The sequence below is a fragment of the Enterobacter sp. RHBSTW-00175 genome, assembly GCF_013927005.1.
In the GTDB taxonomy this organism is placed as follows: Bacteria; Pseudomonadota; Gammaproteobacteria; order Enterobacterales; family Enterobacteriaceae; genus Enterobacter.
The window spans coordinates 2,310,253-2,333,320 of record NZ_CP055930.1 but is presented as its reverse complement, the minus strand read 5'-3'; the positions used below and the strand labels follow the sequence as shown (position 1 = coordinate 2,333,320).

Here is a 23,068-nt window from a genome sequence, read left to right as displayed (position 1 = left end):
GATGCAGTCAAAAATTAACTGGATTGATAACCTGCGAGGAATAGCCTGCCTGATGGTGGTGATGATCCATACCACCACCTGGTATGTCACTAACGCCCACAGTATCAGCCACGTTAACTGGGATATCGCCAATATTCTGAACTCCGCGTCCCGCGTCAGCGTGCCGCTGTTCTTTATGATTTCCGGCTTTCTCTTTTTTGGCGAACGAAGCGCGCAGCCAAAGCATTTCATGCGCATCGCATCATGCCTGCTGTTTTACAGCGCCATTGCGCTGCTCTATATCACGCTCTTTACCCCTATTAACGCCGGGCTTTCATTCAAGTATCTGCTGCAAAAACCGGTGTTCTACCATCTGTGGTTCTTCTTCGCGATTATCGTTATCTATCTGGTTTCTCCGCTGATTCAGGTAAAAAATGTGAGCGGAAAAATGCTACTGGCGCTGATGGTGGTGATTGGCGTAGTGGCCAACCCCAATACGGTGTCGCAAAAAATAGGGGGATTTGAATGGTTGCCAGTTAACCTCTATATCAGCGGCGATACGTTCTACTACATTCTCTACGGCATGTTGGGGCGCGCCATTGGCATGATGGACACGCAAAAGCGCGGGCTTAATGGGTTATGCGCCGCCGTTTTTATCATCGGCGTGGTAATTATTTCCCGCGGGACGCTGTACGAACTGCAATGGCGCGGTAACTTCGCTGATACGTGGTACCTGTACTGCGGGCCGATGGTCTTTATCTGTGCCGTATCCCTGCTGACGCTGGTCAAGAATACGCTGAACGCTCGTCCTCTTCCCTGGCTTGGCTTTATCTCGCGGCATTCTCTGGGGATTTACGGGTTTCACGCGCTGGTGATCCACGCCCTGCGAACCCGAGGCGTTGAGCTGAAAAGCTGGCCGCTGCTGGATATTGTCTGGATTTTTGCCGCCACACTGGGCGTGAGTTTGTTGCTGTCGATGCTGCTACAGAAGATAGATACTCGCCGCTTCGTCAGTTAACGATACGCTGTCTGGCGCGATGATACTGGCGCGGGGAGGAAAACCCTGCCGCCAGGGACGCGTGCTCCACGCCACGCCCCTGCAACAACCACTGCTCAGCCACAGCAAGACGCAATTGTTCCAGGTAATCCCGAACACTTATGCCTAAATGCACCTGAAAAAGTCGGGTCAAATGACGCGGGCTGACGTGCGCCAGCGCGGCGATATCCGGCAGGCTCCACGCTTTTTGCGGTTCTGCGGTGAGCGCATCCTGCGCACGATGGATGGCCGGGTGAAGATGGTTGCGATAGCGTAACCAGGGGGATAACTGCGGGTCGTCGCCAGAGCGACGGAACCAGACCACCATCTCACGCGCCACCGCCAGTGCCTTTTCCGGCCCGCAAAGACGATTGATCATATGCAGTGCCAGATCGATACCCGACGTGATCCCGGCACTGGTCCAGATACTCTCATCCTGAACGAATATGCGATTCTCTTTGATCGTCGCCGTAGGTGCGGCACTGCGCAAACGCTCGATAACATCGTGGTGCGTTGTGCACTGCCTGCCATTCAGCAAACCGGATTTCGCCGCCAGCAGAGCCCCTGAACAGACGCACATGACAGTGATGTCCTGATGGTGAATTTGCGGTTGCAGGCGCATCAACCAGTTCTGAATACGCTTCGCTTGCGGCGTTGAAAACTGATAGCGGGAGTCACTGACGCCGGGCAGCACCAGCAAACTCCCCGCAGGCAGGGTATCCGGTAATGGCTGGATGCCCCCCATCGTCAGGCCAATCGACGTTGGTACTTCTGGCTCCGGGCCGATGTAATGCAGGCGAAATACATCGCCTGCCAGCACGAAGGTTTCTGCCGGGCCGGTCATGTCTAATGACAACACCCCTGGCAGCATGACGAACCAGACGTCGATGCTCATTAAAGTGACTCCAGCGCCTGCGCAACAGTTTTAATATCGGCAAATCGCCCGGCCAGCACCGTCTCGGTGCGATGACGTAGTTCGTCTGCGCTGAGAGTGATCCCCTTATGCGTCATCGGAAACGTGAGCGTTGCCTCGCTAACAAAGGTCACAGCATAGCCCAGATCGGAGGCCACCCGGGCGGTTGTTTCGCAGCACTGCTCGGTACGAATGCCGCAGATGATCAACTGGTTGATATCGCGCTCTCGCAACCAATGGTCAAGGCCGGTATCGGTAAATGCATTGTGGACGTGTTTTTGGAATACAACAGCAGGATGATGACGTAAAAAAGCCATCGGTTTGACAGAGCCACTTTGCAGTGAGAAGGGGCCTTCCTCGTCTACATGAAAGATATCAACAACGGGAATATTGCGCGATTCGCAGCCTTCAATCAGCCCAAGCATCGCCTGCTGAAAAGCGGGAATATCCTTCTCCTGCCAGTAATCCCGATGATGGAAAGACTGTTGGGTATCGATATTGAGTAAAGCAATACGTGACATGATAGTTCTCCTCGCCAGTGGGTGTATCCTTATTCTGGCGAGGAAATGGGAGCACGAACAGACCAAAAAAGGACATCCTCATGCCTGTTTCAGACAACCGTTCTTATGACATTAACGGCAGCAGTTGCTGGTAGATTTTGCGGAAGACATCGCGCCTTTCAGCGTACTGTAAATGGCGTTTAGCATCAGGCACATGCGCCTGTTCAAGTGCAAGCTGCGGTAACAGCTGTGCAAGCGGAGTATTCGGGTTCAGGGCAATCTGCGCCAGACGCGCCGCCCCCAACGCAGGGCCCACATCGCCACCTGTCCGGTAGTCCAGCTGCAACCCGCTGATATCAGACAGCATCTGTCGCCAGTAGCTGCTCCGGGCGCCTCCGCCAATCAGGGTGATACTGCCGGGTTTTAGTCCGCAGTCGTGTACGACATCCATCCCGTCGGCCAGTGCATAACCTACCCCTTCGAGCACCGCACGCGCCAACTCTGCCGGGCCGTGCTGATGTGTCAGCCCAAAAAAGACGCCTTTGGCTTCAGGGTTGTTATGCGGCGTACGCTCGCCGGAAAGATAAGGTAAAAACCAGACGGTACCCGCATTTTCATCCGCCTGTTGCGCAGCCGCAATCAACGTCGGAACATCTGCCATTCCGGTCAGTTTTGCCGCCCAGTCAAGGCAGGATGCCGCACTCAACATCACCGACATCAGATGCCACTTACCCGGAAGGGCATGACAGAAACTGTGCACGGCATTTTCAGGGTTGCTGCGATAACCATCGCTAACTGCAAAATAGACGCCGGATGTCCCCAGCGAGAGCATAGCCTGCCCCGCGTCAACCATCCCGACACCCACAGCGCCAGCTGCATTATCGCCACCACCGGCAACTACCGGCACGGCCGGCATGTTCCAGCTTTTGGCTACGCCGGGCTGTAATATCCCCGTGATCTCACTGCCTTCGAAAAGCGCCGGCATATGATCGCGGGTCAGATGACAGGCATCGAGCATTGCCTCGCTCCAGTCGCGTTTAGCCACATCAAGCCACATGGTGCCCGCCGCGTCGGACATATCACTGGCGAAATCACCCGTCATGCGAAAACGCAGGTAATCTTTCGGCAGCAGCACTTTGGCGACCTGACGGAAAACCTCTGGCTCATGGCGTTGCACCCAGAGCAGTTTTGGTGCGGTAAAGCCTGGCATCATCAGGTTGCCCGTTATCTCTCGGGATGTGGGTACTCGGCCTTCAAGAATGGCGCACTCTTCACCGCAGCGGCCATCGTTCCAGAGGATTGCCGGGCGTAACACGCGGTGCTCACTATCAAGCAGAGTTGCGCCATGCATTTGCCCGGCAATACCGACTGCTTTTACATCACGTAAGCTGTGTTGCTCACCCAGTGCCTTCATTGCACGATCCGTCGCCTGCCACCATTGCTCCGGGTCCTGTTCCGACCACAGCGGATGCGGGCGTGAAACCTGAAGCTTTTCAGTCTGTGTTGCTAACACCTCGCCCTGCTCGCTGAGCAGGATGGCTTTCACACCCGATGTGCCAAGATCGATCCCGATATACATTGCGGTGACTCCTTTAACAGAAATGCCCGGTGGCGTTACGCTTACCGGGCCCATGAACGTCTTCAGCTCGCTGTTACTTATCGAACAGGTAGTGATTCACCAGGTTTTCCAGCAATTCCTGATGTCCGCTTTGATGCTGCGGCGCCAGATGATGCTGTTCAGCGTACTTCGCGATGTCGGCAAGCGATAACTGGCCTTTCAAAATTTGCTGGCCCAGCTCACTGTTCCAGCCGCTATAACGCTTCGCCACGCGTTTATCCAGCTCACCGTCTTCAATCATACGTGCCGCGATTTTCAGCGCCAGCGCCATGGTGTCCATCGCGCCAATGTGGCCGTAGAACAGGTCATATTTGTCAGTACTCTGACGGCGCACTTTGGCATCGAAGTTCAGGCCACCCGTAGTGAAGCCGCCCGCTTTGATGATTTCGTACATCACCAGCGCATTTTCTTCCACGCTGTTCGGGAACTGGTCGGTATCCCAGCCCAGCTGTGCATCGCCACGGTTCGCATCAACAGAACCAAAGATGCCGAGCGCAATGGCAGAGGCGATTTCGTGATGGAAAGAGTGGCCCGCCAGCGTGGCGTGGTTTGCTTCGATATTCACTTTGATCTCTTTTTCCAGACCAAACTGCTTCAGGAAGCCGTATACGGTGGCAACGTCATAATCGTACTGATGTTTGGTTGGCTCTTGCGGTTTCGGCTCAATCAGCAGCGTGCCATGGAAACCGATTTTGTGTTTATGCTCGACAACCATCTGCATAAAGCGACCAATCTGCTCACGTTCCTGGCGCAAATCGGTGTTCAGCAGGGTTTCATATCCCTCGCGGCCACCCCAGAGAACATAGTTTTCGCCACCAAGCTGATGGGTAGCGTTCATTGCTGTCACCACCTGGGTGGCGGCCCAGCTGAACACTTCTGGATCTGGGTTTGTTGCCGCACCGGCACCATAACGCGGGTTAGTGAAACAGTTTGCAGTGCCCCACAGCAGTTTCACGCCACTTTGCTGCTGTTTTGCCGCCAGCACGTCAACCATTTGCGCAAAGTTGTTCAGATACTCTTTCAGCGATGCACCTTCCGGTGACACATCCACATCGTGGAAGCAGTAATACGGCACATTCAGCTTGTGGAAGAATTCAAACGCGACATCCGCTTTACGCTTCGCCAGCTCAATGGCCTCGCCGGGTTGCTGCCACGGGCGGTCGAAGGAACCCACGCCGAACATATCGGCGCCATTCCAGCAGAAGGTGTGCCAGTAACAGGCGGCAAAGCGCAAATGGTCTTCCATGCGCTTACCCAGCACCAGCTCATCCGGGTTGTAGTGACGAAATGCTAAAGGATTGGACGTTTTCGGGCCTTCGTAACGAACGCGATCGAGTTGGTCGAAATAAGCTTGCATATTGAGCTCCATAATCAAGGGATGCGGCGAGTAGTCGATACTGGAGTAATAGTGAATAGACATTCGCACTTGCTCAATTACGTTATTTCACACTGCTATTGAGAGAATACACAACTGTGCGCTGGCTCGCAAAATAATGCGCAAGCAAACTATTTTTTCGGCGCTTATTCCATATTTGCGTGTAATTAATAAGTTACGCCTTTTAAAATCAGATCGCGGTCATAAATTTAGAAATAAACCAAATATCATAACGAGAAGATAAAAATCTGTAATTGCCAGCCAGCCATTCCACGTTAAAAATTTGCTGCGTCTACAGCAGTGAATGTTTCTTTTATCTCAGCAGCACATCACCTACAAAAAGGCCATATAATCATGAAGATAAAGAACCTGTCCCTTACTCTCTGCACTACTCTCCTGCTTGCAAGCTTTGCTGGTCATGCAAAAGAGGTAAAAATCGGCATGGCTATTGACGATTTGCGCCTTGAACGCTGGCAAAAAGATCGCGATATTTTTGTGAAAAAAGCGGAATCGCTTGGCGCCCAGGTGTTTGTTCAGTCGGCCAACGGCAATGAAGAAACACAAATGTCGCAGATCGAAAATATGATCAACCGTGGTGTAGATGTTCTGGTCATTATCCCCTATAACGGCCAGGTGTTAAGTAACGTGGTTAAAGAAGCAAAACAAGAAGGTATAAAAGTTTTAGCCTATGATCGCATGATTAATAATGCGGATATTGATTTTTATATTTCATTCGATAATGAAAAAGTCGGTGAACTACAGGCAAAAAGTCTGGTTGATAAAGTGCCTCAGGGGAATTATTTCCTGATGGGCGGCTCGCCGGTCGATAACAACGCCAAACTGTTCCGTGAAGGACAAATGAAAGTGCTTAAGCCATATATTGATGATGGCAAGATTAAAGTGGTTGGCGATCAATGGGCAGATGGCTGGCTTCCAGAAAATGCGCTGAAAATTATGGAAAACGCCTTAACCGCCAATAACAACAAAATTGACGCTGTTGTTGCGTCCAATGATGCAACAGCTGGCGGTGCCATTCAGGCGCTCAGTGCACAGGGCCTTGCCGGTAAAGTCGCGATTTCAGGTCAGGATGCCGATCTCGCGGGCGTTAAACGTATTATCGCCGGCACGCAAACCATGACCGTCTACAAACCCATCACCGAACTCGCCAACACGGCGGCTGAAATTGCCGTTGAGCTAGGTAATAACCAACAACCCAAAGCAGACACTAGCCTGAACAACGGCCTGAAAGATGTTCCGTCCCGCCTGCTCACCCCAATTGAAGTCAATAAAGAGAACATTGACGCCACCGTGATTAAAGACGGTTTCCACAAAAAGAGTGAACTGTAATCCAGCGCTGCCCCTGCCCTGCGGGGGCGCATCGACTTGTGCTGTTCTGACTTCGGGTCATGTGGAGCAGTTATGCCTTATTTACTAGAAATGAAAAGTATCACTAAAGCTTTCGGTACGGTGAAAGCTGTCGATAACGTCAGCCTGCGGCTCAACGCCGGTGAGGTCGTTTCACTGTGCGGTGAAAATGGTTCGGGTAAATCAACACTGATGAAAGTGTTGTGCGGGATCTATCCTCACGGCAGCTATGACGGCGAAATTGTCTTTGCCGGAGAGGTGATTCAGGCCACACACATCCGCGATACCGAACGCAAAGGCATCGCTATCATTCATCAGGAGCTGGCACTGGTTAAGCATCTCACCGTGCTGGAAAATATCTTCCTGGGCGCTGAGATTTCACGTCACGGCGTGCTGGATTACGACACCATGACGCTGCGTTGTGAAAAGCTGCTGGCGCAGGTGAGCCTCGCGATTTCACCCAATACGCGCGTGGGGGATTTAGGGCTGGGTCAACAGCAGCTGGTTGAAATTGCCAAAGCGCTGAACAAGCAGGTACGGCTGTTAATTCTCGATGAACCCACAGCATCGCTCACCGAACAGGAAACGGCTGTTCTGCTCAACATCATCCGCGACCTGCAACACCACGGCATTGCCTGTATCTACATTTCGCACAAACTCAATGAAGTGAAAGCCATTTCTGACACCATCTGCGTGATCCGCGATGGTCAGCACATCGGCACGCGCGAAGCGGCAGGCATGAGCGAAGACGACATCATTACCATGATGGTCGGACGCGAGCTTACTGCGCTGTATCCGAACGAACCCCACACGATTGGGGATGAAGTTTTACGCGTTGAAAACCTGACCGCATGGCACCCCGTTAATCGTCACATTAAGCGGGTTAACAATGTCTCCTTCTCACTTCATCGTGGTGAGATCCTCGGCATCGCCGGGCTGGTCGGCGCCGGACGCACCGAAGCCGTACAATGTCTGTTCGGCGTCTGGCCAGGGCGCTGGGAAGGCAGCATTTATATCGATGGCCAGCCAATCCATATCGAAAACTGCCAGCAGGCCATTGCTCAGGGCATCGCCATGGTGCCGGAAGACCGTAAAAAAGACGGCATCGTTCCGGTAATGGCCGTGGGTAAAAACATCACACTTGCCGCCCTCAACCAGTTTTCTGGCGCACTCAGCAGCCTGGACGATGCCGCCGAGCAGCAGTGCATTCTCCAGTCGCTCGCCCGGCTTAAAGTAAAAACCTCCTCCCCGGAACTGGCCATTGGTCGTCTGAGTGGGGGTAATCAACAAAAAGCGATACTGGCGCGCTGCCTGCTGCTCAATCCCCGCATATTAATTCTGGATGAGCCGACGCGCGGGATCGACATCGGTGCAAAATACGAAATCTACAAACTGATTAATCAGCTTGTGCAGCAAGGGATTGCCGTCATTGTCATCTCCTCTGAGCTCCCTGAAGTGCTTGGTCTGAGCGACCGCGTGCTGGTCATGCATGAAGGGAAATTAAAAGCCAACCTGATTAACCAAGGCCTGACGCAAGAACAGGTGATGGAAGCCGCATTAAGGAGCGAACGCCATGTCGAAAAGCAATCCGTCTGATCTTAAAGTCGCTGCACCGACGCCTGGCGCGTTCGCGGGACTTAAGGTACTTAACCTGCAAGTCTTTGTCATGATTGCCGCGATTATCGTCATCATGCTGTTTTTTACCTGGATGACCGATGGCTCATACCTGAGCGCACGTAACGTCTCCAACCTGCTGCGCCAGACGGCCATCACAGGCATCCTGGCCGTGGGCATGGTATTTGTGATTATCTCCGCCGAGATAGACCTCTCCGTTGGCTCAATGATGGGCCTGCTTGGTGGTGTGGCCGCCATTTTCGACGTCTGGTTCGGCTGGCCGCTGCCGCTCACTGTTGCCGTCACGCTGATCATGGGCCTGGTGCTCGGCGCATGGAATGGATGGTGGGTTGCCTATCGCAAAGTGCCCTCGTTTATTGTCACGCTTGCCGGCATGTTGGCCTTCCGGGGCATCTTGATTGGTATTACCAACGGCACAACGGTGTCGCCTACCAGCGCATCTATGTCACAAATTGGGCAGAGCTATCTCTCTGGTGGCTTAGGCTTCACGCTCGGTGTGGTAGGGTTAATGGCGTTCGTTGCCTGGCAGTGGCGCGGGCGTATGCGTCGTCAGGCGCTGGGGCTGGCCTCTGCCCCATCGACATCGGTTGTCGGGCGTCAGGCGCTGACGGCGGTGATCGTGCTGGGCGCAATTTGGCTTCTGAACGACTATCGCGGCGTACCGACCCCGGTGTTGCTGTTAGCCCTTCTGCTGCTGGCGGGCATGTTTATGGCCACACGCACCGCATTTGGTCGCCGTATTTATGCGATTGGCGGCAACCTGGAGGCGGCACGACTGTCTGGCATTAATGTAGAACGCACTAAGCTCGCCGTCTTTGCTATCAACGGGCTGATGGTCGCGATCGCCGGGCTGATTCTCAGTTCACGTCTGGGTGCCGGTTCGCCATCTGCAGGGAACATCGCCGAACTGGATGCCATCGCGGCCTGCGTCATTGGTGGCACCAGTCTCGCCGGGGGTGTCGGCAGCGTGGCGGGTGCGGTGATGGGCGCATTTATTATGGCTTCGCTGGATAACGGAATGAGCATGATGGACGTCCCGACCTTTTGGCAGTATATCGTCAAGGGGGCCATTCTGTTGTTGGCAGTCTGGATGGACTCTGCAACCAAGCGACGGGCCTGATAACATCATTGTTACTTATTTGGGAAGTAAGCCATGTTTGAGAAGCGTCACCGCATTACGTTGTTATTCAATGCCAACAAAGCCTACGACCGTCAGGTGGTTGAAGGTGTAGGTGAATATTTGCAGGCGTCGCAATCGGAGTGGGATATCTTCATCGAAGAGGATTTCCGGGCTCGTATCGAAAATATCAAAGACTGGCTTGGCGATGGCGTGATCGCAGATTATGACGATCCCGTCATCGAACAGTTGCTTACCGACGTCGACGTCCCGATTGTGGGCGTCGGCGGCTCTTACCATTCACCCGAACATTACCCGCCGGTTAACTACATCGCGACCGATAATCATGCGCTGGTCGAAAGTGCCTTTTTGCATTTAAAAGAGAAAGGCGTTCACCGCTTTGCATTTTATGGCCTGCCCGCCTCAAGCGGTAAACGCTGGGCAATGGAACGTGAATACGCCTTCTGCCAACTGGTTGCACAGGAGAAGTATCGCGGAGTGGTGTATCAGGGGCTGGAAACCGCGCCAGAAAACTGGCAACACGCGCAAAACCGCCTTGCAGACTGGCTGCAAACATTGCCTCCGCAAACCGGCATTATCGCGGTAACCGATGCGCGTGCCCGCCATGTGCTACAGGTCTGCGAGCATTTACACATTCCTGTTCCCGAAAAACTGTGCGTCATCGGTATCGATAACGAAGAGCTTACCCGTTATCTGTCACGCGTGGCGCTGTCGTCAGTTGCGCAAGGAACGCGCCAGATGGGATATCAGGCAGCGAAATTACTCCACCGGTTGCTGGATAACGAAGCCTTGCCACTCCAGCGTTTGCTGGTTCCTCCCGTTCGTGTAGTGGAACGCCGTTCAACCGATTACCGTTCCCTGAACGACCCGGCCGTGATCCAGGCCATGCACTACATTCGCAACCATGCCTGCAAAGGTATTAAGGTCGATCAGGTGCTGGATTCAGTTGGCATCTCGCGCTCCAACCTGGAGAAACGCTTCAAGGAAGAGGTTGGCGAAACCATTCATGCCGTCATCCACGCCGAGAAACTGGAGAAAGCACGTAGCCTGCTGGTCTCTACCTCGCTATCTATCAACGAGATATCGCAGATGTGTGGTTACCCGTCGCTGCAATACTTCTACTCGGTATTCAAGAAAGAGTACGACACCACGCCGAAGGAGTATCGGGAGCGTCACAGTGAAGTGCTGATATAGTCTGATGCAGAAAAGAAAAACGCCTTCCAGTGGAAGGCGTTTTTTTGAGGATTACATATGTGCGGCAATTAAGCGCTGGTTATCCTGGTACATCGCGAACAGATAGTTGTTATAGCTCTGTCCCTGGGTGGAATAACCTTTCAGCTTGTGGATCATCGTGCTTGCCGTCACTTCCTGATCCGCTTTACGCAGCTGAGCGCGTGACTTACGGAATGAGGAGTATGCCGGGTGCGTGTTCAGGTTCACCACATAGGCGTTCACAGAGTCTTTGACAGACTCAAACTGCGAATACCCTTTCACCGTGCCTGGCGCATTGTTACAACGGCCTTTGACACACTTCATACCGAAGAGATTATTGTTGCTACGCGCCAGTTTCGACGTACCCCAGCCACTTTCGGCTGCGGCCATTGTCGCTACCATGCTGCCTGGGATGATATCCACACGCTCTAACAACGCATTCCACGGCACACGACGCGTGTTGCCGTTCCAGCTTATCTTGTAGCGTTGCGCGATATCTTTCAGACGCGTGCGTTCAGATGGCGACCAGCGGCTATCGTACTGCTTTGATGTCAGCCAGTTACGATCCGCAGTAATCGCGGAATTTTGACTTGTAATATAAGGCATTACCGTCCGGAGAAACGCTTTTTTCCTTGGTGTTCCGGAAGGGTATTTTCGCAAATCAGGAAGTGAACTACTCTTTGCACTATTGCGAGAATACTCTTGTTTACTGCTAACCTTACTTTTACTCGTCGTCTTTATGACGTGGGCTTTATGACTCGATGTATCCGTGTGCGTTTTCGCAAGCACCTCACCTGAAAATGACACGGTGAGTAACATGAGTATCGTAGCCCCAAATCGTCGAATGGGAGTCGATATCATTAGGTCTCCTGGTCGGATTTAGACATTCCAACACCTTATTTTTTTCACAAATTTGAGAGCGGAATCTCAAATCATAACAAAAATAGACTTCCAGAGCACCTAAAGAAATAGTCCAATTCCGAAACTATGTCACCTAAAAGTTGCTCACTAAAACATCATTCCTGAAAAATTGTGTGCGTTATCGCAGATAACTGCTTAATTTTGCGCGGGATCACTCATCCTTTCGCATCACCCTCTCAGAAAGCGCAAAGGGATGAGTTTCTCGACTTTACCTGGTGGCACACTGGTCAAAAATGCCGCGACAGGAAAATGGAATGAAACGCACTGCATTAGCTTTTCTGATGTTACCCGCACTGGCACACGCGGACTGGACATCACCGGGTTTTGGCGCGTTCAGCGCCGAAGGCACCGGAATATTCACCAGCCATGCAAAGCTTGCGAAGGGTACTCGTCCTTTGACGTTGAGTTTTGACAACGCGTGCTGGCAGCCAGCAGATGCCATAAAACTCAACGAGATGTTGTCGCTTAAACCCTGCGAAGGTACCCCGCCGCAGTGGCGTCTGTTCCGTGATGGCGATTACCAGATGCGTGTCGATACCCGTTCTGGCACGCCAACCCTGATGCTGGCGATTCAAAGCGTGACGGAACAGCCGGTGGCAAACGTAATCCGTCAGTGTCCAAAATGGGACGGAAAACCGCTAACCCTCGATGTGAGCAGCACCTTCCCTGAAGGCTCAGTGGTGCGCGATTTCTACAGCAAGCAAACCGCGACCGTGCAGCAGGGAAAAATCACACTTCAGCCCGCAGCGAACAGCAACGGTTTGTTGCTGCTGGAGCGTGCCGAAACCGACAAACCTGCCCCTTTTAGCTGGCAAAATGCTGCCGTCTACTTCGTACTGACCGATCGCTACGTTAATGGCGATCCGACGAATGACAACAGCTACGGTCGCCATAAAGACGGAATGCAGGAGATTGGCACGTTCCACGGCGGTGACCTTAAAGGCCTCGCCAGTAAACTCGATTACTTACAGCAACTGGGTGTTAACGCGCTCTGGATAAGCTCCCCGCTGGAACAGATCCACGGCTGGGTGGGCGGCGGTACGAAAGGCGATTTCCCTCACTACGCATACCACGGCTACTACACGCAGGACTGGACAAAGCTTGATGCCAATATGGGCTCGGAAGACGACTTACGTCATCTGATTGATGAAGCCCACAAACGCGGTATCCGCATCCTGTTCGATATCGTGATGAACCACACGGGTTATGCCACGCTCGCCGATATGCAGGAATTCCAGTTTGGCGCGTTGTATCTGCAAGGCGACGAGCTGAAAAAGACCCTGGGCGAACACTGGACCGACTGGAAACCGGGCGCTGGCCAGAGCTGGCACAGTTTTAACGACTACATTAATTTCAGTGACAAAGCCGCGTGGGAAAAATGGTGGGGTAAAAAATGGATACGCACCGATATCGGTGATTACGACAGTCCGGGTTATGACGACTTAACCATGTCGCTGGCGTTTTTACCTGACCTGAAAACAGAATCAACCGTCCCTTCCGGCCTGCCAAACTTTTATCAACACAAGCCAGATACGCACGCCAAAGAGATTGCCGGCTATACGCCACGGGATTACCTGACTCACTGGCTCAGCCAGTGGGTACGTGATTACGGCATCGACGGTTTTCGTGTCGACACGGCTAAACATGTCGAACTTGCCGCATGGCAGCAGCTGAAAGACCAGACAAGCGCAGCGTTAAAGGCGTGGAAAGCAGAAAACCCCACCAAAAAGCTCGATGATGCCCCGTTCTGGATGACCGGTGAATCCTGGGGGCACGGGGTTATGCAGAGCGACTATTACCGCCACGGTTTCGATGCAATGATCAACTTCGACTACCAGGAACAGGCGGCGAAAGCGGTGGATTGCCTGGCCGATATCGACTTAACCTGGCAGCAAATGGCCGAAAAGCTCCAGGGATTCAACGTTCTGAGCTACCTCTCTTCACACGATACCCGTCTGTTCCGTGAAGGAGGGCAGCGTGCCGCAGAGCTGCTCCTGCTGGCACCAGGAAGCGTACAAATCTACTACGGGGATGAATCCGAACGCCCATTTGGCCCGACAGGATCTGATCCACTTCAGGGAACACGTTCGGATATGAACTGGCAGGATGTCACGGGCAAAGAGGCGTTAACCGTTGCTCACTGGCAGATCCTGGGGCAGTTCCGCGCCCGCCACCCGGCCATTGGCGAAGGCAAGCAAACCACGCTTTCGCTAAAAGAAGGGTACGGTTTTGTACGTGATCATAATGGCGATAAAGCCATGGTCGTGTGGGCAGGAAATCAGTAACTCCTCACCTTAACCCTCTCCCGAAAGGGTGGGGGTTAAACCAGCAGAATAATCCACCACATAAATACGCCCATACCGGATAAAACTATAAACCCTGTCGTTTCACTCGATTTGCACCCGCCCGATGCTAGCGTTATGGTTACCCACTTTCATAATAAGCCCGACAGAACACCTGCTATGACGTTTTCACTTTTCGGCGACAAATTTACCCGCCATTCAGGCATTACACGCCTGATGGAGGATCTCAACGACGGGCTGCGCACACCGGGCGCAATCATGCTCGGCGGCGGAAACCCGGCTCAAATCCCGGAGATGAATGAGTATTTCCAGACGCTGCTTGCCAACATGCTGGAAAACGGTAAAGCGACTGATGCGCTTTGCAATTACGATGGCCCTCAGGGTAAAACAGAGCTGCTCACTCTCCTTGCCGATATGCTGCGTGAAGAGCTGGGTTGGGATATCGAGCCACAGAATATTGCACTAACAAACGGCAGTCAGAGTGCATTTTTCTACTTGTTTAACCTCTTTGCAGGACGTCGCGCCGACGGCACCACCAAAAAAGTGCTGTTCCCGCTGGCCCCGGAATACATCGGTTACGCCGATTCCGGCCTCGAAGAAGACCTGTTTGTTTCTGCACGTCCGAATATCGAGCTGCTGCCGGAAGGCCAGTTCAAGTATCACGTCGATTTTGAACACCTGCACATTGGTGAAGAGACGGGCATGATCTGCGTGTCGCGCCCTACCAACCCAACGGGCAACGTGATTACCGATGACGAACTGATGAAGCTCGATGCGCTGGCGAATCAACACGGCATCCCGCTGGTGATTGATAATGCCTACGGCGTGCCTTTCCCTGGCATCATTTTCAGCGAAGCGCGCCCGCTGTGGAACCCGAACATTGTGCTGTGCATGAGCCTTTCCAAGCTCGGCCTGCCGGGTAGCCGCTGCGGTATCATCGTTGCCAACGAAAAAATCATCACCGCCATCACCAATATGAACGGCATTATTAGCCTTTCACCTGGTGGTATCGGCCCGGCGATGATGTGCGAAATGATCAAACGCAACGACCTGCTGCGCCTGTCAAACGACGTGATTAAACCGTTCTATTACCAGCGCGTTCAGGACACGATTGCCATCCTTCGCCGCTATTTACCGGAAGAACGCTGCCTGATCCATAAACCGGAAGGGGCAATATTCCTCTGGCTGTGGTTTAAGGATCTGCCAATTTCGACGGAGCTGCTTTATCAGCGCCTGAAAAAACGCGGCGTCCTGATGGTGCCAGGGGACTACTTCTTCCCGGGTCTGGATAAGCCGTGGCCGCACACGCACCAGTGTATGCGTATGAACTACGTTCCCGATCCGGACAAAATTGAAGCTGGCGTGAAAATTCTCGCAGAAGAGATTGAAATCGCCTGGCGCGAAGGCGGCCAGTAACGCCCTATGCCAGATAACGCAGACGTTCGGCGCGTAATCTGGCGGGATCAACACAGCTCAGCGCGTGAGTCGGGCAAGCAGCAACGCAGGCTGGCCCGTCCGCGCGATGCGCGCACAAATCGCATTTCAGCGCCTGGGCGTGCTCCGCGACCACAGTAACCTGCATCGCCCCAAACGGGCAGGCCACCATACAGCTCTTGCAGCCAATGCAGCGAGACTGCTCCACCCGCCAGACTCCCGCCTCAGAACGAATTGCCTGAGTTGGGCACACATTCGCACAGGGCGCGTCTTCGCACTGATGACACGCTACCGCAGTAGTAAATGCCCCGCCTTTTATCACCCGGATACGCGAAGAAAACGCCACGGCAGTAACAGCTGCGCAATCCTGCGTGTCCTGATGCGAAACCACGCAGGCCACTTCGCAGGTACGACAGCCAATGCACTTTGCCGAATCAGCAACAATAAACCGGTTCATCTCTTCACTCCGCCTGCGCGCTTAAAACCGCAGATTGCCAGAGAGGTGCGCGACAGCGCTTTGATCAAACAGGGGAAAGGAGCCAGATTTGTGGCATTTGCCACCCGATCTGGCTTTTTGCCAGACGTTTAGCTGCGCACGGTAAAACCCAGCTCGCGGGAAATCGCCTCTGCGGTTTCACGCAGGGGTTTTAACAGGTTCTTCTCGCCCACTTGCTTCATACGCGAGGTAGAAAGCGATATGGAGATGGCATACGGCACGCGGCCATGAATATCAAAGACCGGCACGGCAATACACGACACGCCCAGTTCATTCTCTTCTTTATCCATCGCCAGGCTGTGTTCGCGAATGTTTGCCAGCTCATCGTACATGGCGCTGAGTTCAGTAATGGTGTTTCGCGTCAGGGGCTGGATCTGCTCCTGATGGCTGTCCCAGTAGCTCGCCACATAATCCTGGTGGCCAAACGCCATGTAGATCTTACCCATTGCAGAACAGTAGAGCGGCATATGCTGGCCAATATAGGCGCGCGTACGCAACATCCCTGTCGTCGGTTCCAGCTTGTAAATCAGAATGGCATGGTCATCTTCCCGGCTGGAGAAGTTCACCGTCTCACCCGTGGCAATGTTCAGCGTCTCAAGATGTGGCGCCGCCACGTGGATGATGTTCAGCGACGACAGCGCCTTTTGTCCGACGGCAATAAATTTGGTAGTCAGGCGATAGCTGCCCGCGGCCGGGGCTGGTGTGACATAGCCGCACGACTGTAAACCCTGTAACAGCCGATGCACGGTGCTCTTATTCAGCCCCGCAAGTTCTGATAAATGCGCCAGCGGACACCCGTTCGGGTAGTTACTGAGGATCTCAATTAGCATCAGGCCGCGAAACAAGCTCTGGCTACCTGCTGGCCTCTCTTTTTCTTGCGTCATTTCGCTCTCTTTCATGCTCATCAAATGGCTCCTTTTTATCGCGCCCTGATGGTAGCGCAAAGTGTGGCTCAGTTCACGATCTCAACAGAAAAAACACAACCAATTGATTTTAATCGATTTTGAAAATCATGAATGTCGTTGATCTGGCAAAAATTGATCGCTATATTTGAAATCAGATTTCGCATAGTGAAATTTAGAGATAAAAAAGCACTCACAGCGCCCCCTAAAAAGAACAGGAGAACAGGGATGAAAGTGACATTCGAAGAGTTGAAAGCGGCATTTAATCGCGTTCTGCTCAATCGCGGCATTAAAGCCGATACCGCAGAGGCATGTGCGGAGATGTTTGCCCGCACCACAGAATCAGGCGTCTATTCACATGGCGTGAATCGCTTCCCACGTTTTATCCAGCAGCTTGATGCAGGCGACATCATTCCTGATGCGCTGCCAAAACGCGTGACCACGCTGGGTGCTATCGAACAGTGGGACGCCCAGCGTTCTATTGGCAACCTGACGGCGAAAAAGATGATGGATCGCGCCACAGAGCTGGCCTCCGACCACGGGATTGGCCTGGTGGCATTGCGTAACGCTAACCACTGGATGCGCGGCGGCAGCTACGGCTGGCAGGCTGCGGAGAAAGGCTATATTGGCATTTGCTGGACGAACTCCATCGCCGTGATGCCTGCGTGGGGATCGAAAGAGTGCTGCATCGGGACAAACCCATTGATCGTCGCAATCCCGTCCAGCCCCATCACCATGGTGGATATGTCGATGTCGATGTTCTCTTACGGGATGCTGGAAGTGAACCGCCTTGCCGGGCGCACGCTGCCGGTTGACGGTGGGTTTGACGACGAAGGCAACCTGACCAAAGAGCCGGGCGTGATTGAGAAAAACCGCCGCATTCTGCCAATGGGCTACTGGAAAGGTTCTGGCCTGTCTATCGTGCTGGATATGATTGCGACCCTGCTCTCTAACGGCTCCTCTGTGGCGGAAGTCACTCAGGACAACAGCGACGAGTACGGCGTGTCACAGATCTTTATCGCCATTGAGGTCGATAAACTGATCGACGGCCCAACCCGCGATGCCAAACTTCAGCGCATTATGGATTTCATCACCCAGGCCGAGCGCTCAGACGAAAACGTTGCTGTTCGCCTGCCAGGGCATGAATTCACGCGCCTGCTGGAAGAGAACCGTCGTAACGGTATCACCGTTGATGACAGCGTTTGGGCGAAGATCCAGTCGCTGTAAGGAGTGACGCCATGATATTCGGACATATTTCGCAGCCAAATCCGTGCCGCCTGCCGCAGGCAATTGAAAAAGCACTCGATTTTCTGCGTAACACAGACTTCACCGCCCTGGAGCCTGGCGTCGTGGAAATTGACGGACGGAACATCTTCGCCCAGGTGCTCGACCTGAAAACGAAGGAACAACACCAAAACCGTCCTGAAGTGCATCGCCGTTACCTGGATATCCAGTTTCTCGCCTGGGGTGAAGAAAAAATAGGTATCGCTATTGATACGGGTAATAACGAAATAAGTGAATCGTTGCTGGAACAACGGGATATTATTTTTTATCACGGCAGTGAAAACGAATCGTTTATTGAAATGACTCCGGGCAATTACGCCATATTTTTTCCGCAGGATGTTCATCGTCCTGCCTGTATTAAAAACAAGGAAACTGCAATTCGTAAAATTGTAGTGAAAGTGGCAATCAGCGAATTACCGTAATTTTCTGATAAATACAGGAACGCGAAATGACCAACACCGGTTTTATTATTGGTGCGTACCCCTGCGCACCCTCGTTTCACCAGAAAGGGGAACAAGAAGAACACACCTTCTGGCGAGAACTTTCCGACACGCCGTACATTCGCGGGCTGGAACAACCCTGCCTTGAAGACCTTCATCCTTATGGCGATGAATGGTTGTTCCGTCATACGCCTGGCGACTGGCAAATCGTGGTCACAGCAGTGATGGAAACCATGCGCCGGCGTGGCACAAACGGTGCCTTTGGCCTGGCCTCCGCAGACGAAGATCAGCGAAAAGCCAGCATCAATTTTTACCGTCATTTGCGCCAAAAGATTGATGCCGTCAATACGCGTTTCCCGGGCAAAGTGATCGCGCTGGAAATGCAGGCCGCCCCACAGGCAGGCAACGCCTCGGTTGAGCAGGCCACTGACGCCTTCGCCCGTTCCATCCGCGAAATCGCCGGATGGGACTGGTCATGCGATCTGGTTCTGGAACACTGCGATGCCATGAACGGCAGCGCGCCACGTAAGGGATTTTTGCCCCTGGAGCAGGTGCTGGACGTCGTGAAAGACACCGATATCAGCGTGTGCATTAACTGGGCGCGTTCGGCCATTGAAGGACGAAATACCACGCGACCTGTTGAGCATGTTCAGGCGGCACTCAAGGCCGGTAAGCTCGGGGCACTGATGTTCTCCGGCACAACAGCAACCGGTGAATACGGTGACTGGCAGGATCTCCATGCGCCGTTTTCTTCGTTCTGCGCCGAAAGTTTAATGACGACTGAACACGCAAAAACACTGTTTACTGCGGCGAGCACCGCAACATTGAAATTCTCCGGTATTAAATTACTGGAAATAAATGCTAATGCTAACGTCAGCCATCGCATCGCCATTTTGCGTGACGGCATTAGCGCTATGAATAAAGCAACGCAATAACAATAAAAATAACATCCCTATATCGGTTACATTAACTGAGACATTAAATATGAACACTTCTTCTAATGCTCTACATGCGGATATTCCACACCAGCGCTGGCTAAGAATTATCCCTCCCATTCTTATCGCCTGCATTATTTCATATATGGACCGTGTGAATATTGCATTTGCGATGCCAGGCGGCATGGACGAGGAGCTGGGTATTTCTGCCACCATGGCAGGCCTGGCGGGTGGCATCTTCTTCCTTGGCTATCTATTCCTCCAGGTGCCTGGCGGCAAAATTGCCGTTCACGGCAGCGGTAAGAAATTCATCGGCTGGTCGCTGGTCGCCTGGGCGGTGCTCTCGGTACTGACGGGTCTCGTCACGAACCAGTATCAGTTGCTGGCGCTACGCTTCTTACTCGGCGTGGCTGAGGGCGGGATGCTGCCTGTCGTGCTCACGATGATCAGTAACTGGTTCCCGGATGCCGAACGTGGTCGGGCAAACGCCATTGTTATCATGTTTGTACCCATCGCCGGGATTATCACCGCGCCGCTGTCGGGCTGGATAATCACCGCACTCGACTGGCGCTGGCTGTTCATCATTGAAGGCCTGCTGTCGATTGTGGTTCTGGTGCTGTGGGCGCTCACCGTCTACGACCGTCCGCAGGAAGCACGCTGGATTTCCGAGGCTGAAAAAAACTACCTGGTACAAACCCTGGCGGCAGAGCAACAAGCGATCGCCGGTAAAGAGGTGAAAAACGCCTCACTGAGCGCCGTGCTTTCCGACAAAACCATGTGGCAGTTAATCGCCCTGAACTTCTTCTACCAGACCGGGATTTACGGTTACACCCTCTGGCTGCCCACCATCCTGAAAGAGCTGACACACACCAGCATCGGCCAGGTGGGGATGCTCGCCGTTCTGCCTTACATCGGTGCTATTGCGGGCATGTTCCTGTTCTCTTCACTCTCTGACCGTACCGGCAAACGCAAACTGTTTGTCTCCCTGCCGCTGATTGGCTTCGCGCTCTGCATGTTCCTTTCTGTGGCGCTAAAAGAGAACACCTGGCTGGCCTACTCCGCTCTGGTCGGCTGCGGCTTCTTCCTGCAATCCGCTGCTGGCGTGTTCTGGACCATTCCGGCGCGTCTGTTCAGTGCCGAAATGGCAGGCGGTGCGCGCGGCGTCATTAACGCCCTGGGCAACCTCGGTGGTTTCTGCGGCCCTTATGCGGTAGGCGTGCTTATCACGCTGTACAGCAAAGACGCAGGGGTTTACTGCCTGGCGGTATCTCTGGCGCTGGCATCGTTGCTGGCCCTGCTGTTACCGGCGAAATGCGATGCCGGATCGGAAACGAATCCCACGGTGAATCCGCATAAACGTGCGGCCTGATGCCCTCACCCAGCCCTCTCCCACCGGGAGAGGGAGCAAGACGAGAGAATCAAAGATGAGTGAAAAAGAGCCCTTCTGGCTGGGTATCGATTGTGGCGGTACTTATCTGAAAGCCGGTTTATACAACAGCCAGGGTAAAGAAGTGTGTATTGAGCGCCGCTCGGTTTCCACCCTCAGCCCGCGCCCTGGCTATGCCGAACGGGATATGCACCAGCTCTGGCAACACTGCCACACAACCGTCGCACTGCTGCTGAAAAACGCCCATGTCGACGGCGAGCAGATCAAAGGTATCGGTATTTCTGCTCAGGGCAAAGGGCTGTTTCTTCTTGATAAACAGGATCAACCGCTGGGCAACGCCATGCTCTCCTCTGACCGTCGGGCACTGGAGATTGTGCAGCACTGGCAGCAGGACGGCATTCCCGAAAAACTCTACCCGCACACGCGCCAGACGCTGTGGACAGGGCATCCGGCATCGCTCCTGCGCTGGGTCAAAGAGAACGAACCACAGCGTTATCAGCAGATTGGCTGCGTGATGATGGCGCACGACTACCTGCGCTGGTGCCTGACGGGGGTAAAAGGCTGCGAAGAGAGCAACATCTCAGAATCCAACCTCTACAACATGAACACCGGCCAGTACGACCCGCAGCTGACTCGCTGGCTCGGGATTAGCGAAATTGATGGCGCGCTTCCGCCCATTGTCGGGTCAGCAGAAATTTGCGGGGAAATCACCGCTCAGGCAGCCTCGCTTACCGGTCTGGCGGCGGGTACTCCCGTCGTTGGCGGGCTGTTTGATGTGGTTTCCACCGCGATCTGCGCCGGATTACATGACGAATATACGCTTAACGCGGTGATGGGAACCTGGGCCGTGACCAGCGGGATCGCCAACGGCATTCGCGATAACGAACCCTTTCCTTATGTGTATGGCCGCTATATTCACCCGCAGCAGTACATCGTGCATGAAGCCAGCCCTACCTCATCCGGCAACCTGGAATGGCTGACCGCGCAGTGGGGTGACGTGTCGTTCAGTGAGATTAACCACGCCGTCGCAAGCTTACCGAAAGCGGAAAGCGATGTGTTTTTCCTGCCTTTTCTCTATGGCAGCAACGCTGGCCTGGATATGACCAGTGGTTTTTACGGAATGCAGGCGCTCCACACCCGGGCCCATCTGTTGCAGGCGGTTTATGAAGGCGTTGTCTTTAGCCACATGACCCACCTGAACCGGATGCTCGAACGCTTTACGCAGGTGACGTCACTGCGTGTCACGGGTGGCCCAACCCATTCGGATGTGTGGATGCAAATGCTGGCAGATGTCAGCGGCCTGGCAATAGAGCTGCCGCAGGTTGAAGAGACGGGGTGTTCCGGTGCCGCGCTTGCGGCACTCGTCGGTACGGGTATCTATGCCGATTTTCACGCTGCGCAGCGTGCCCTGAGACATGACATCCGGATTATTGAACCTGACATGCGCGCCCATGCGGCCTACCAGCGCAAATACCACCGATACCAGTTACTGATTACCGCACTACAGGGCTATCACGCCCGCGTTAAGGAGTTTGACCTATGAGCCGTCCATTACTGCAACTGGCGCTCGACCATACCTCACTTCAGGCCGCGCAGCGCGATGTCGCTTTGCTTGCGGATCATGTCGACATCGTCGAAGCGGGCACCATTCTGTGCCTGACCGAGGGTTTACACGCCGTGCGCGCGCTTCGCGAACAGTGCCCGGATAAAATCATCGTGGCCGACTGGAAGGTGGCCGATGCCGGGGAAACACTGGCACAACAGGCATTTGGTGCAGGAGCTAACTGGATGACCATCATCTGCGCCGCGCCGCTGGCAACTGTTGAAAAAGGCCATGAGGTTGCACAACATTGCGGCGGTGAAATCCAGATGGAGCTGTTTGGTAACTGGACACTGGACGATGCCCGTGCGTGGTATCGCACTGGCGTACAGCAAGCCATCTACCACCGTGGACGTGATGCCCAGGCCAGCGGTCAGCAGTGGGGCGAAGCGGATCTCGCCAAAATGAAAGCGCTGTCCGATATCGGTTTACAGCTTTCAATCACCGGTGGGATCACCCCTGCCGACCTGCCGCTGTTTAAGCAGATCAACGTTAAAGCCTTTATCGCTGGGCGAGCGCTGGCAGGTGCAGAAAATCCACCGCAGGTGGCGCAGGCATTCCATTCGCAAATCCGCGACATCTGGGGAGAGTAACC

Annotated in this window: 20 protein-coding genes; 13 read left to right on the top strand and 7 right to left on the bottom strand. The window is 53.7% G+C overall.

The features are described from left to right. The first annotated feature begins 1 nt into the window (after window position 1). Window positions 2-997, top strand: a complete 996-nt coding sequence (locus HV107_RS11040) for an acyltransferase (protein ID WP_182063222.1) — start codon at window positions 2-4, stop codon at window positions 995-997. Here the strand turns inward: HV107_RS11040 and HV107_RS11035 are convergent. The 4 genes from HV107_RS11035 to xylA form a co-directional block, all read right to left on the bottom strand. After that, window positions 990-1,910, bottom strand: a complete 921-nt coding sequence (locus HV107_RS11035) for a GlxA family transcriptional regulator (protein WP_182063221.1) — start codon at window positions 1,908-1,910, stop codon at window positions 990-992. The genes HV107_RS11040 and HV107_RS11035 overlap by 8 nt on opposite strands. After that, window positions 1,910-2,449, bottom strand: coding sequence for an isochorismatase family protein (locus HV107_RS11030; protein WP_182063220.1), 540 nt, complete (start codon window positions 2,447-2,449; stop codon window positions 1,910-1,912). The genes HV107_RS11035 and HV107_RS11030 overlap by 1 nt, the downstream gene beginning before the upstream one ends. A 103-nt stretch (window positions 2,450-2,552) precedes the next feature. Next, window positions 2,553-4,007, bottom strand: a complete 1,455-nt coding sequence (gene xylB / locus HV107_RS11025) for a xylulokinase (RefSeq protein WP_182063505.1) — start codon at window positions 4,005-4,007, stop codon at window positions 2,553-2,555. A 73-nt stretch (window positions 4,008-4,080) separates the two neighbouring features. Then, a complete protein-coding gene (gene xylA / locus HV107_RS11020; RefSeq protein ID WP_182063504.1) occupies window positions 4,081-5,403 on the bottom strand; it encodes a xylose isomerase in 1,323 nt (440 codons plus the stop codon). 372 nt (window positions 5,404-5,775) lie between these two features. Here xylA and xylF point away from each other — a divergent pair, with 372 nt between their 5' ends. From xylF to xylR, 4 genes are all read left to right on the top strand, one after another. After that, window positions 5,776-6,768, top strand: a complete 993-nt coding sequence (gene xylF / locus HV107_RS11015; RefSeq protein WP_014068414.1) for a D-xylose ABC transporter substrate-binding protein — start codon at window positions 5,776-5,778, stop codon at window positions 6,766-6,768. Window positions 6,769-6,840: 72 nt separating this feature from the next. Next, window positions 6,841-8,382: a xylose ABC transporter ATP-binding protein gene (locus HV107_RS11010; protein WP_182063219.1), complete on the top strand. Its 1,542-nt coding sequence runs from the start codon at window positions 6,841-6,843 to the stop codon at window positions 8,380-8,382. Further along, window positions 8,360-9,541: a xylose ABC transporter permease XylH gene (gene xylH / locus HV107_RS11005; RefSeq protein ID WP_182063218.1), complete on the top strand. Its 1,182-nt coding sequence runs from the start codon at window positions 8,360-8,362 to the stop codon at window positions 9,539-9,541. Before HV107_RS11010 ends, xylH begins: the two co-directional genes overlap by 23 nt. A 33-nt stretch (window positions 9,542-9,574) precedes the next feature. Then, window positions 9,575-10,753, top strand: coding sequence for a D-xylose utilization transcriptional activator XylR (xylR, locus tag HV107_RS11000; protein WP_182063217.1), 1,179 nt, complete (start codon window positions 9,575-9,577; stop codon window positions 10,751-10,753). Window positions 10,754-10,804: 51 nt separating this feature from the next. On the opposite strand, the gene HV107_RS10995 is transcribed toward xylR, so the two are convergent. Further along, window positions 10,805-11,632, bottom strand: coding sequence for a protein bax (locus HV107_RS10995; RefSeq protein ID WP_182063216.1), 828 nt, complete (start codon window positions 11,630-11,632; stop codon window positions 10,805-10,807). A gap of 314 nt (window positions 11,633-11,946) precedes the next feature. Between HV107_RS10995 and HV107_RS10990 the strand changes: the two genes are divergently transcribed. Next, window positions 11,947-13,977: an alpha-amylase gene (locus HV107_RS10990; protein ID WP_182063215.1), complete on the top strand. Its 2,031-nt coding sequence runs from the start codon at window positions 11,947-11,949 to the stop codon at window positions 13,975-13,977. Window positions 13,978-14,154: 177 nt separating this feature from the next. Continuing rightward, a complete protein-coding gene (gene avtA, locus HV107_RS10985; protein ID WP_182063214.1) occupies window positions 14,155-15,411 on the top strand; it encodes a valine--pyruvate transaminase in 1,257 nt (418 codons plus the stop codon). 4 nt (window positions 15,412-15,415) lie between these two features. Here the strand turns inward: avtA and HV107_RS10980 are convergent, their stop codons facing one another. Both HV107_RS10980 and yiaJ read right to left on the bottom strand, forming a co-directional pair. Beyond that, window positions 15,416-15,886 (bottom strand): 4Fe-4S binding protein, encoded by a 471-nt coding sequence (locus tag HV107_RS10980; protein ID WP_182063213.1) that lies wholly within the window; start codon window positions 15,884-15,886, stop codon window positions 15,416-15,418. 128 nt (window positions 15,887-16,014) lie between these two features. Continuing rightward, window positions 16,015-16,830, bottom strand: coding sequence for an IclR family transcriptional regulator YiaJ (gene yiaJ / locus HV107_RS10975; protein ID WP_182063212.1), 816 nt, complete (start codon window positions 16,828-16,830; stop codon window positions 16,015-16,017). 225 nt (window positions 16,831-17,055) lie between these two features. On the opposite strand from yiaJ, the gene yiaK reads away from it, so the two are divergent. The 6 genes from yiaK to ulaD are packed head-to-tail and all read left to right on the top strand — an operon-like array spanning window position 17,056 to window position 23,066. After that, complete coding sequence (gene yiaK, locus HV107_RS10970; protein WP_182063211.1) at window positions 17,056-18,054, top strand: 3-dehydro-L-gulonate 2-dehydrogenase; 999 nt, start codon at window positions 17,056-17,058, stop codon at window positions 18,052-18,054. 11 nt (window positions 18,055-18,065) lie between these two features. Continuing rightward, window positions 18,066-18,533, top strand: a complete 468-nt coding sequence (locus HV107_RS10965; RefSeq protein ID WP_182063503.1) for a YhcH/YjgK/YiaL family protein — start codon at window positions 18,066-18,068, stop codon at window positions 18,531-18,533. A gap of 26 nt (window positions 18,534-18,559) precedes the next feature. Beyond that, on the top strand, window positions 18,560-19,486 hold the full coding sequence (locus HV107_RS10960; RefSeq protein WP_182063210.1) for a DUF4862 family protein: 927 nt from the start codon (window positions 18,560-18,562) through the stop codon (window positions 19,484-19,486). Between the two features lie 49 nt (window positions 19,487-19,535). Continuing rightward, window positions 19,536-20,855: an MFS transporter gene (locus tag HV107_RS10955; RefSeq protein WP_182063209.1), complete on the top strand. Its 1,320-nt coding sequence runs from the start codon at window positions 19,536-19,538 to the stop codon at window positions 20,853-20,855. Between the two features lie 55 nt (window positions 20,856-20,910). Further along, window positions 20,911-22,416: an FGGY-family carbohydrate kinase gene (locus HV107_RS10950; RefSeq protein WP_182063208.1), complete on the top strand. Its 1,506-nt coding sequence runs from the start codon at window positions 20,911-20,913 to the stop codon at window positions 22,414-22,416. Continuing rightward, complete coding sequence (gene ulaD / locus HV107_RS10945; RefSeq protein WP_182063207.1) at window positions 22,413-23,066, top strand: 3-keto-L-gulonate-6-phosphate decarboxylase UlaD; 654 nt, start codon at window positions 22,413-22,415, stop codon at window positions 23,064-23,066. The genes HV107_RS10950 and ulaD overlap by 4 nt, the downstream gene beginning before the upstream one ends. Window positions 23,067-23,068: the final 2 nt, after the last annotated feature.

What these genes read in the sequence shown, in the direction of transcription:
- HV107_RS10995 (WP_182063216.1), bottom strand. Translation starts at nt 11,632, where the DNA reads ATGATATCGACTCCCATTCGACGATTTGGGGCTACGATACTCATGTTA.
- xylF (WP_014068414.1), top strand. Translation starts at nt 5,776, where the DNA reads ATGAAGATAAAGAACCTGTCCCTTACTCTCTGCACTACTCTCCTGCTT.
- HV107_RS10980 (WP_182063213.1), bottom strand. Translation starts at nt 15,886, where the DNA reads ATGAACCGGTTTATTGTTGCTGATTCGGCAAAGTGCATTGGCTGTCGT.
- ulaD (WP_182063207.1), top strand. Translation starts at nt 22,413, where the DNA reads ATGAGCCGTCCATTACTGCAACTGGCGCTCGACCATACCTCACTTCAG.
- HV107_RS10955 (WP_182063209.1), top strand. Translation starts at nt 19,536, where the DNA reads ATGAACACTTCTTCTAATGCTCTACATGCGGATATTCCACACCAGCGC.
- xylB (WP_182063505.1), bottom strand. Translation starts at nt 4,007, where the DNA reads ATGTATATCGGGATCGATCTTGGCACATCGGGTGTGAAAGCCATCCTG.
- avtA (WP_182063214.1), top strand. Translation starts at nt 14,155, where the DNA reads ATGACGTTTTCACTTTTCGGCGACAAATTTACCCGCCATTCAGGCATT.
- yiaJ (WP_182063212.1), bottom strand. Translation starts at nt 16,830, where the DNA reads ATGAGCATGAAAGAGAGCGAAATGACGCAAGAAAAAGAGAGGCCAGCA.
- xylA (WP_182063504.1), bottom strand. Translation starts at nt 5,403, where the DNA reads ATGCAAGCTTATTTCGACCAACTCGATCGCGTTCGTTACGAAGGCCCG.
- HV107_RS10960 (WP_182063210.1), top strand. Translation starts at nt 18,560, where the DNA reads ATGACCAACACCGGTTTTATTATTGGTGCGTACCCCTGCGCACCCTCG.
- HV107_RS10950 (WP_182063208.1), top strand. Translation starts at nt 20,911, where the DNA reads ATGAGTGAAAAAGAGCCCTTCTGGCTGGGTATCGATTGTGGCGGTACT.
- HV107_RS11040 (WP_182063222.1), top strand. Translation starts at nt 2, where the DNA reads ATGCAGTCAAAAATTAACTGGATTGATAACCTGCGAGGAATAGCCTGC.
- HV107_RS11030 (WP_182063220.1), bottom strand. Translation starts at nt 2,449, where the DNA reads ATGTCACGTATTGCTTTACTCAATATCGATACCCAACAGTCTTTCCAT.
- HV107_RS11035 (WP_182063221.1), bottom strand. Translation starts at nt 1,910, where the DNA reads ATGAGCATCGACGTCTGGTTCGTCATGCTGCCAGGGGTGTTGTCATTA.
- xylH (WP_182063218.1), top strand. Translation starts at nt 8,360, where the DNA reads ATGTCGAAAAGCAATCCGTCTGATCTTAAAGTCGCTGCACCGACGCCT.
- HV107_RS11010 (WP_182063219.1), top strand. Translation starts at nt 6,841, where the DNA reads ATGCCTTATTTACTAGAAATGAAAAGTATCACTAAAGCTTTCGGTACG.
- HV107_RS10990 (WP_182063215.1), top strand. Translation starts at nt 11,947, where the DNA reads ATGAAACGCACTGCATTAGCTTTTCTGATGTTACCCGCACTGGCACAC.
- yiaK (WP_182063211.1), top strand. Translation starts at nt 17,056, where the DNA reads ATGAAAGTGACATTCGAAGAGTTGAAAGCGGCATTTAATCGCGTTCTG.
- xylR (WP_182063217.1), top strand. Translation starts at nt 9,575, where the DNA reads ATGTTTGAGAAGCGTCACCGCATTACGTTGTTATTCAATGCCAACAAA.
- HV107_RS10965 (WP_182063503.1), top strand. Translation starts at nt 18,066, where the DNA reads ATGATATTCGGACATATTTCGCAGCCAAATCCGTGCCGCCTGCCGCAG.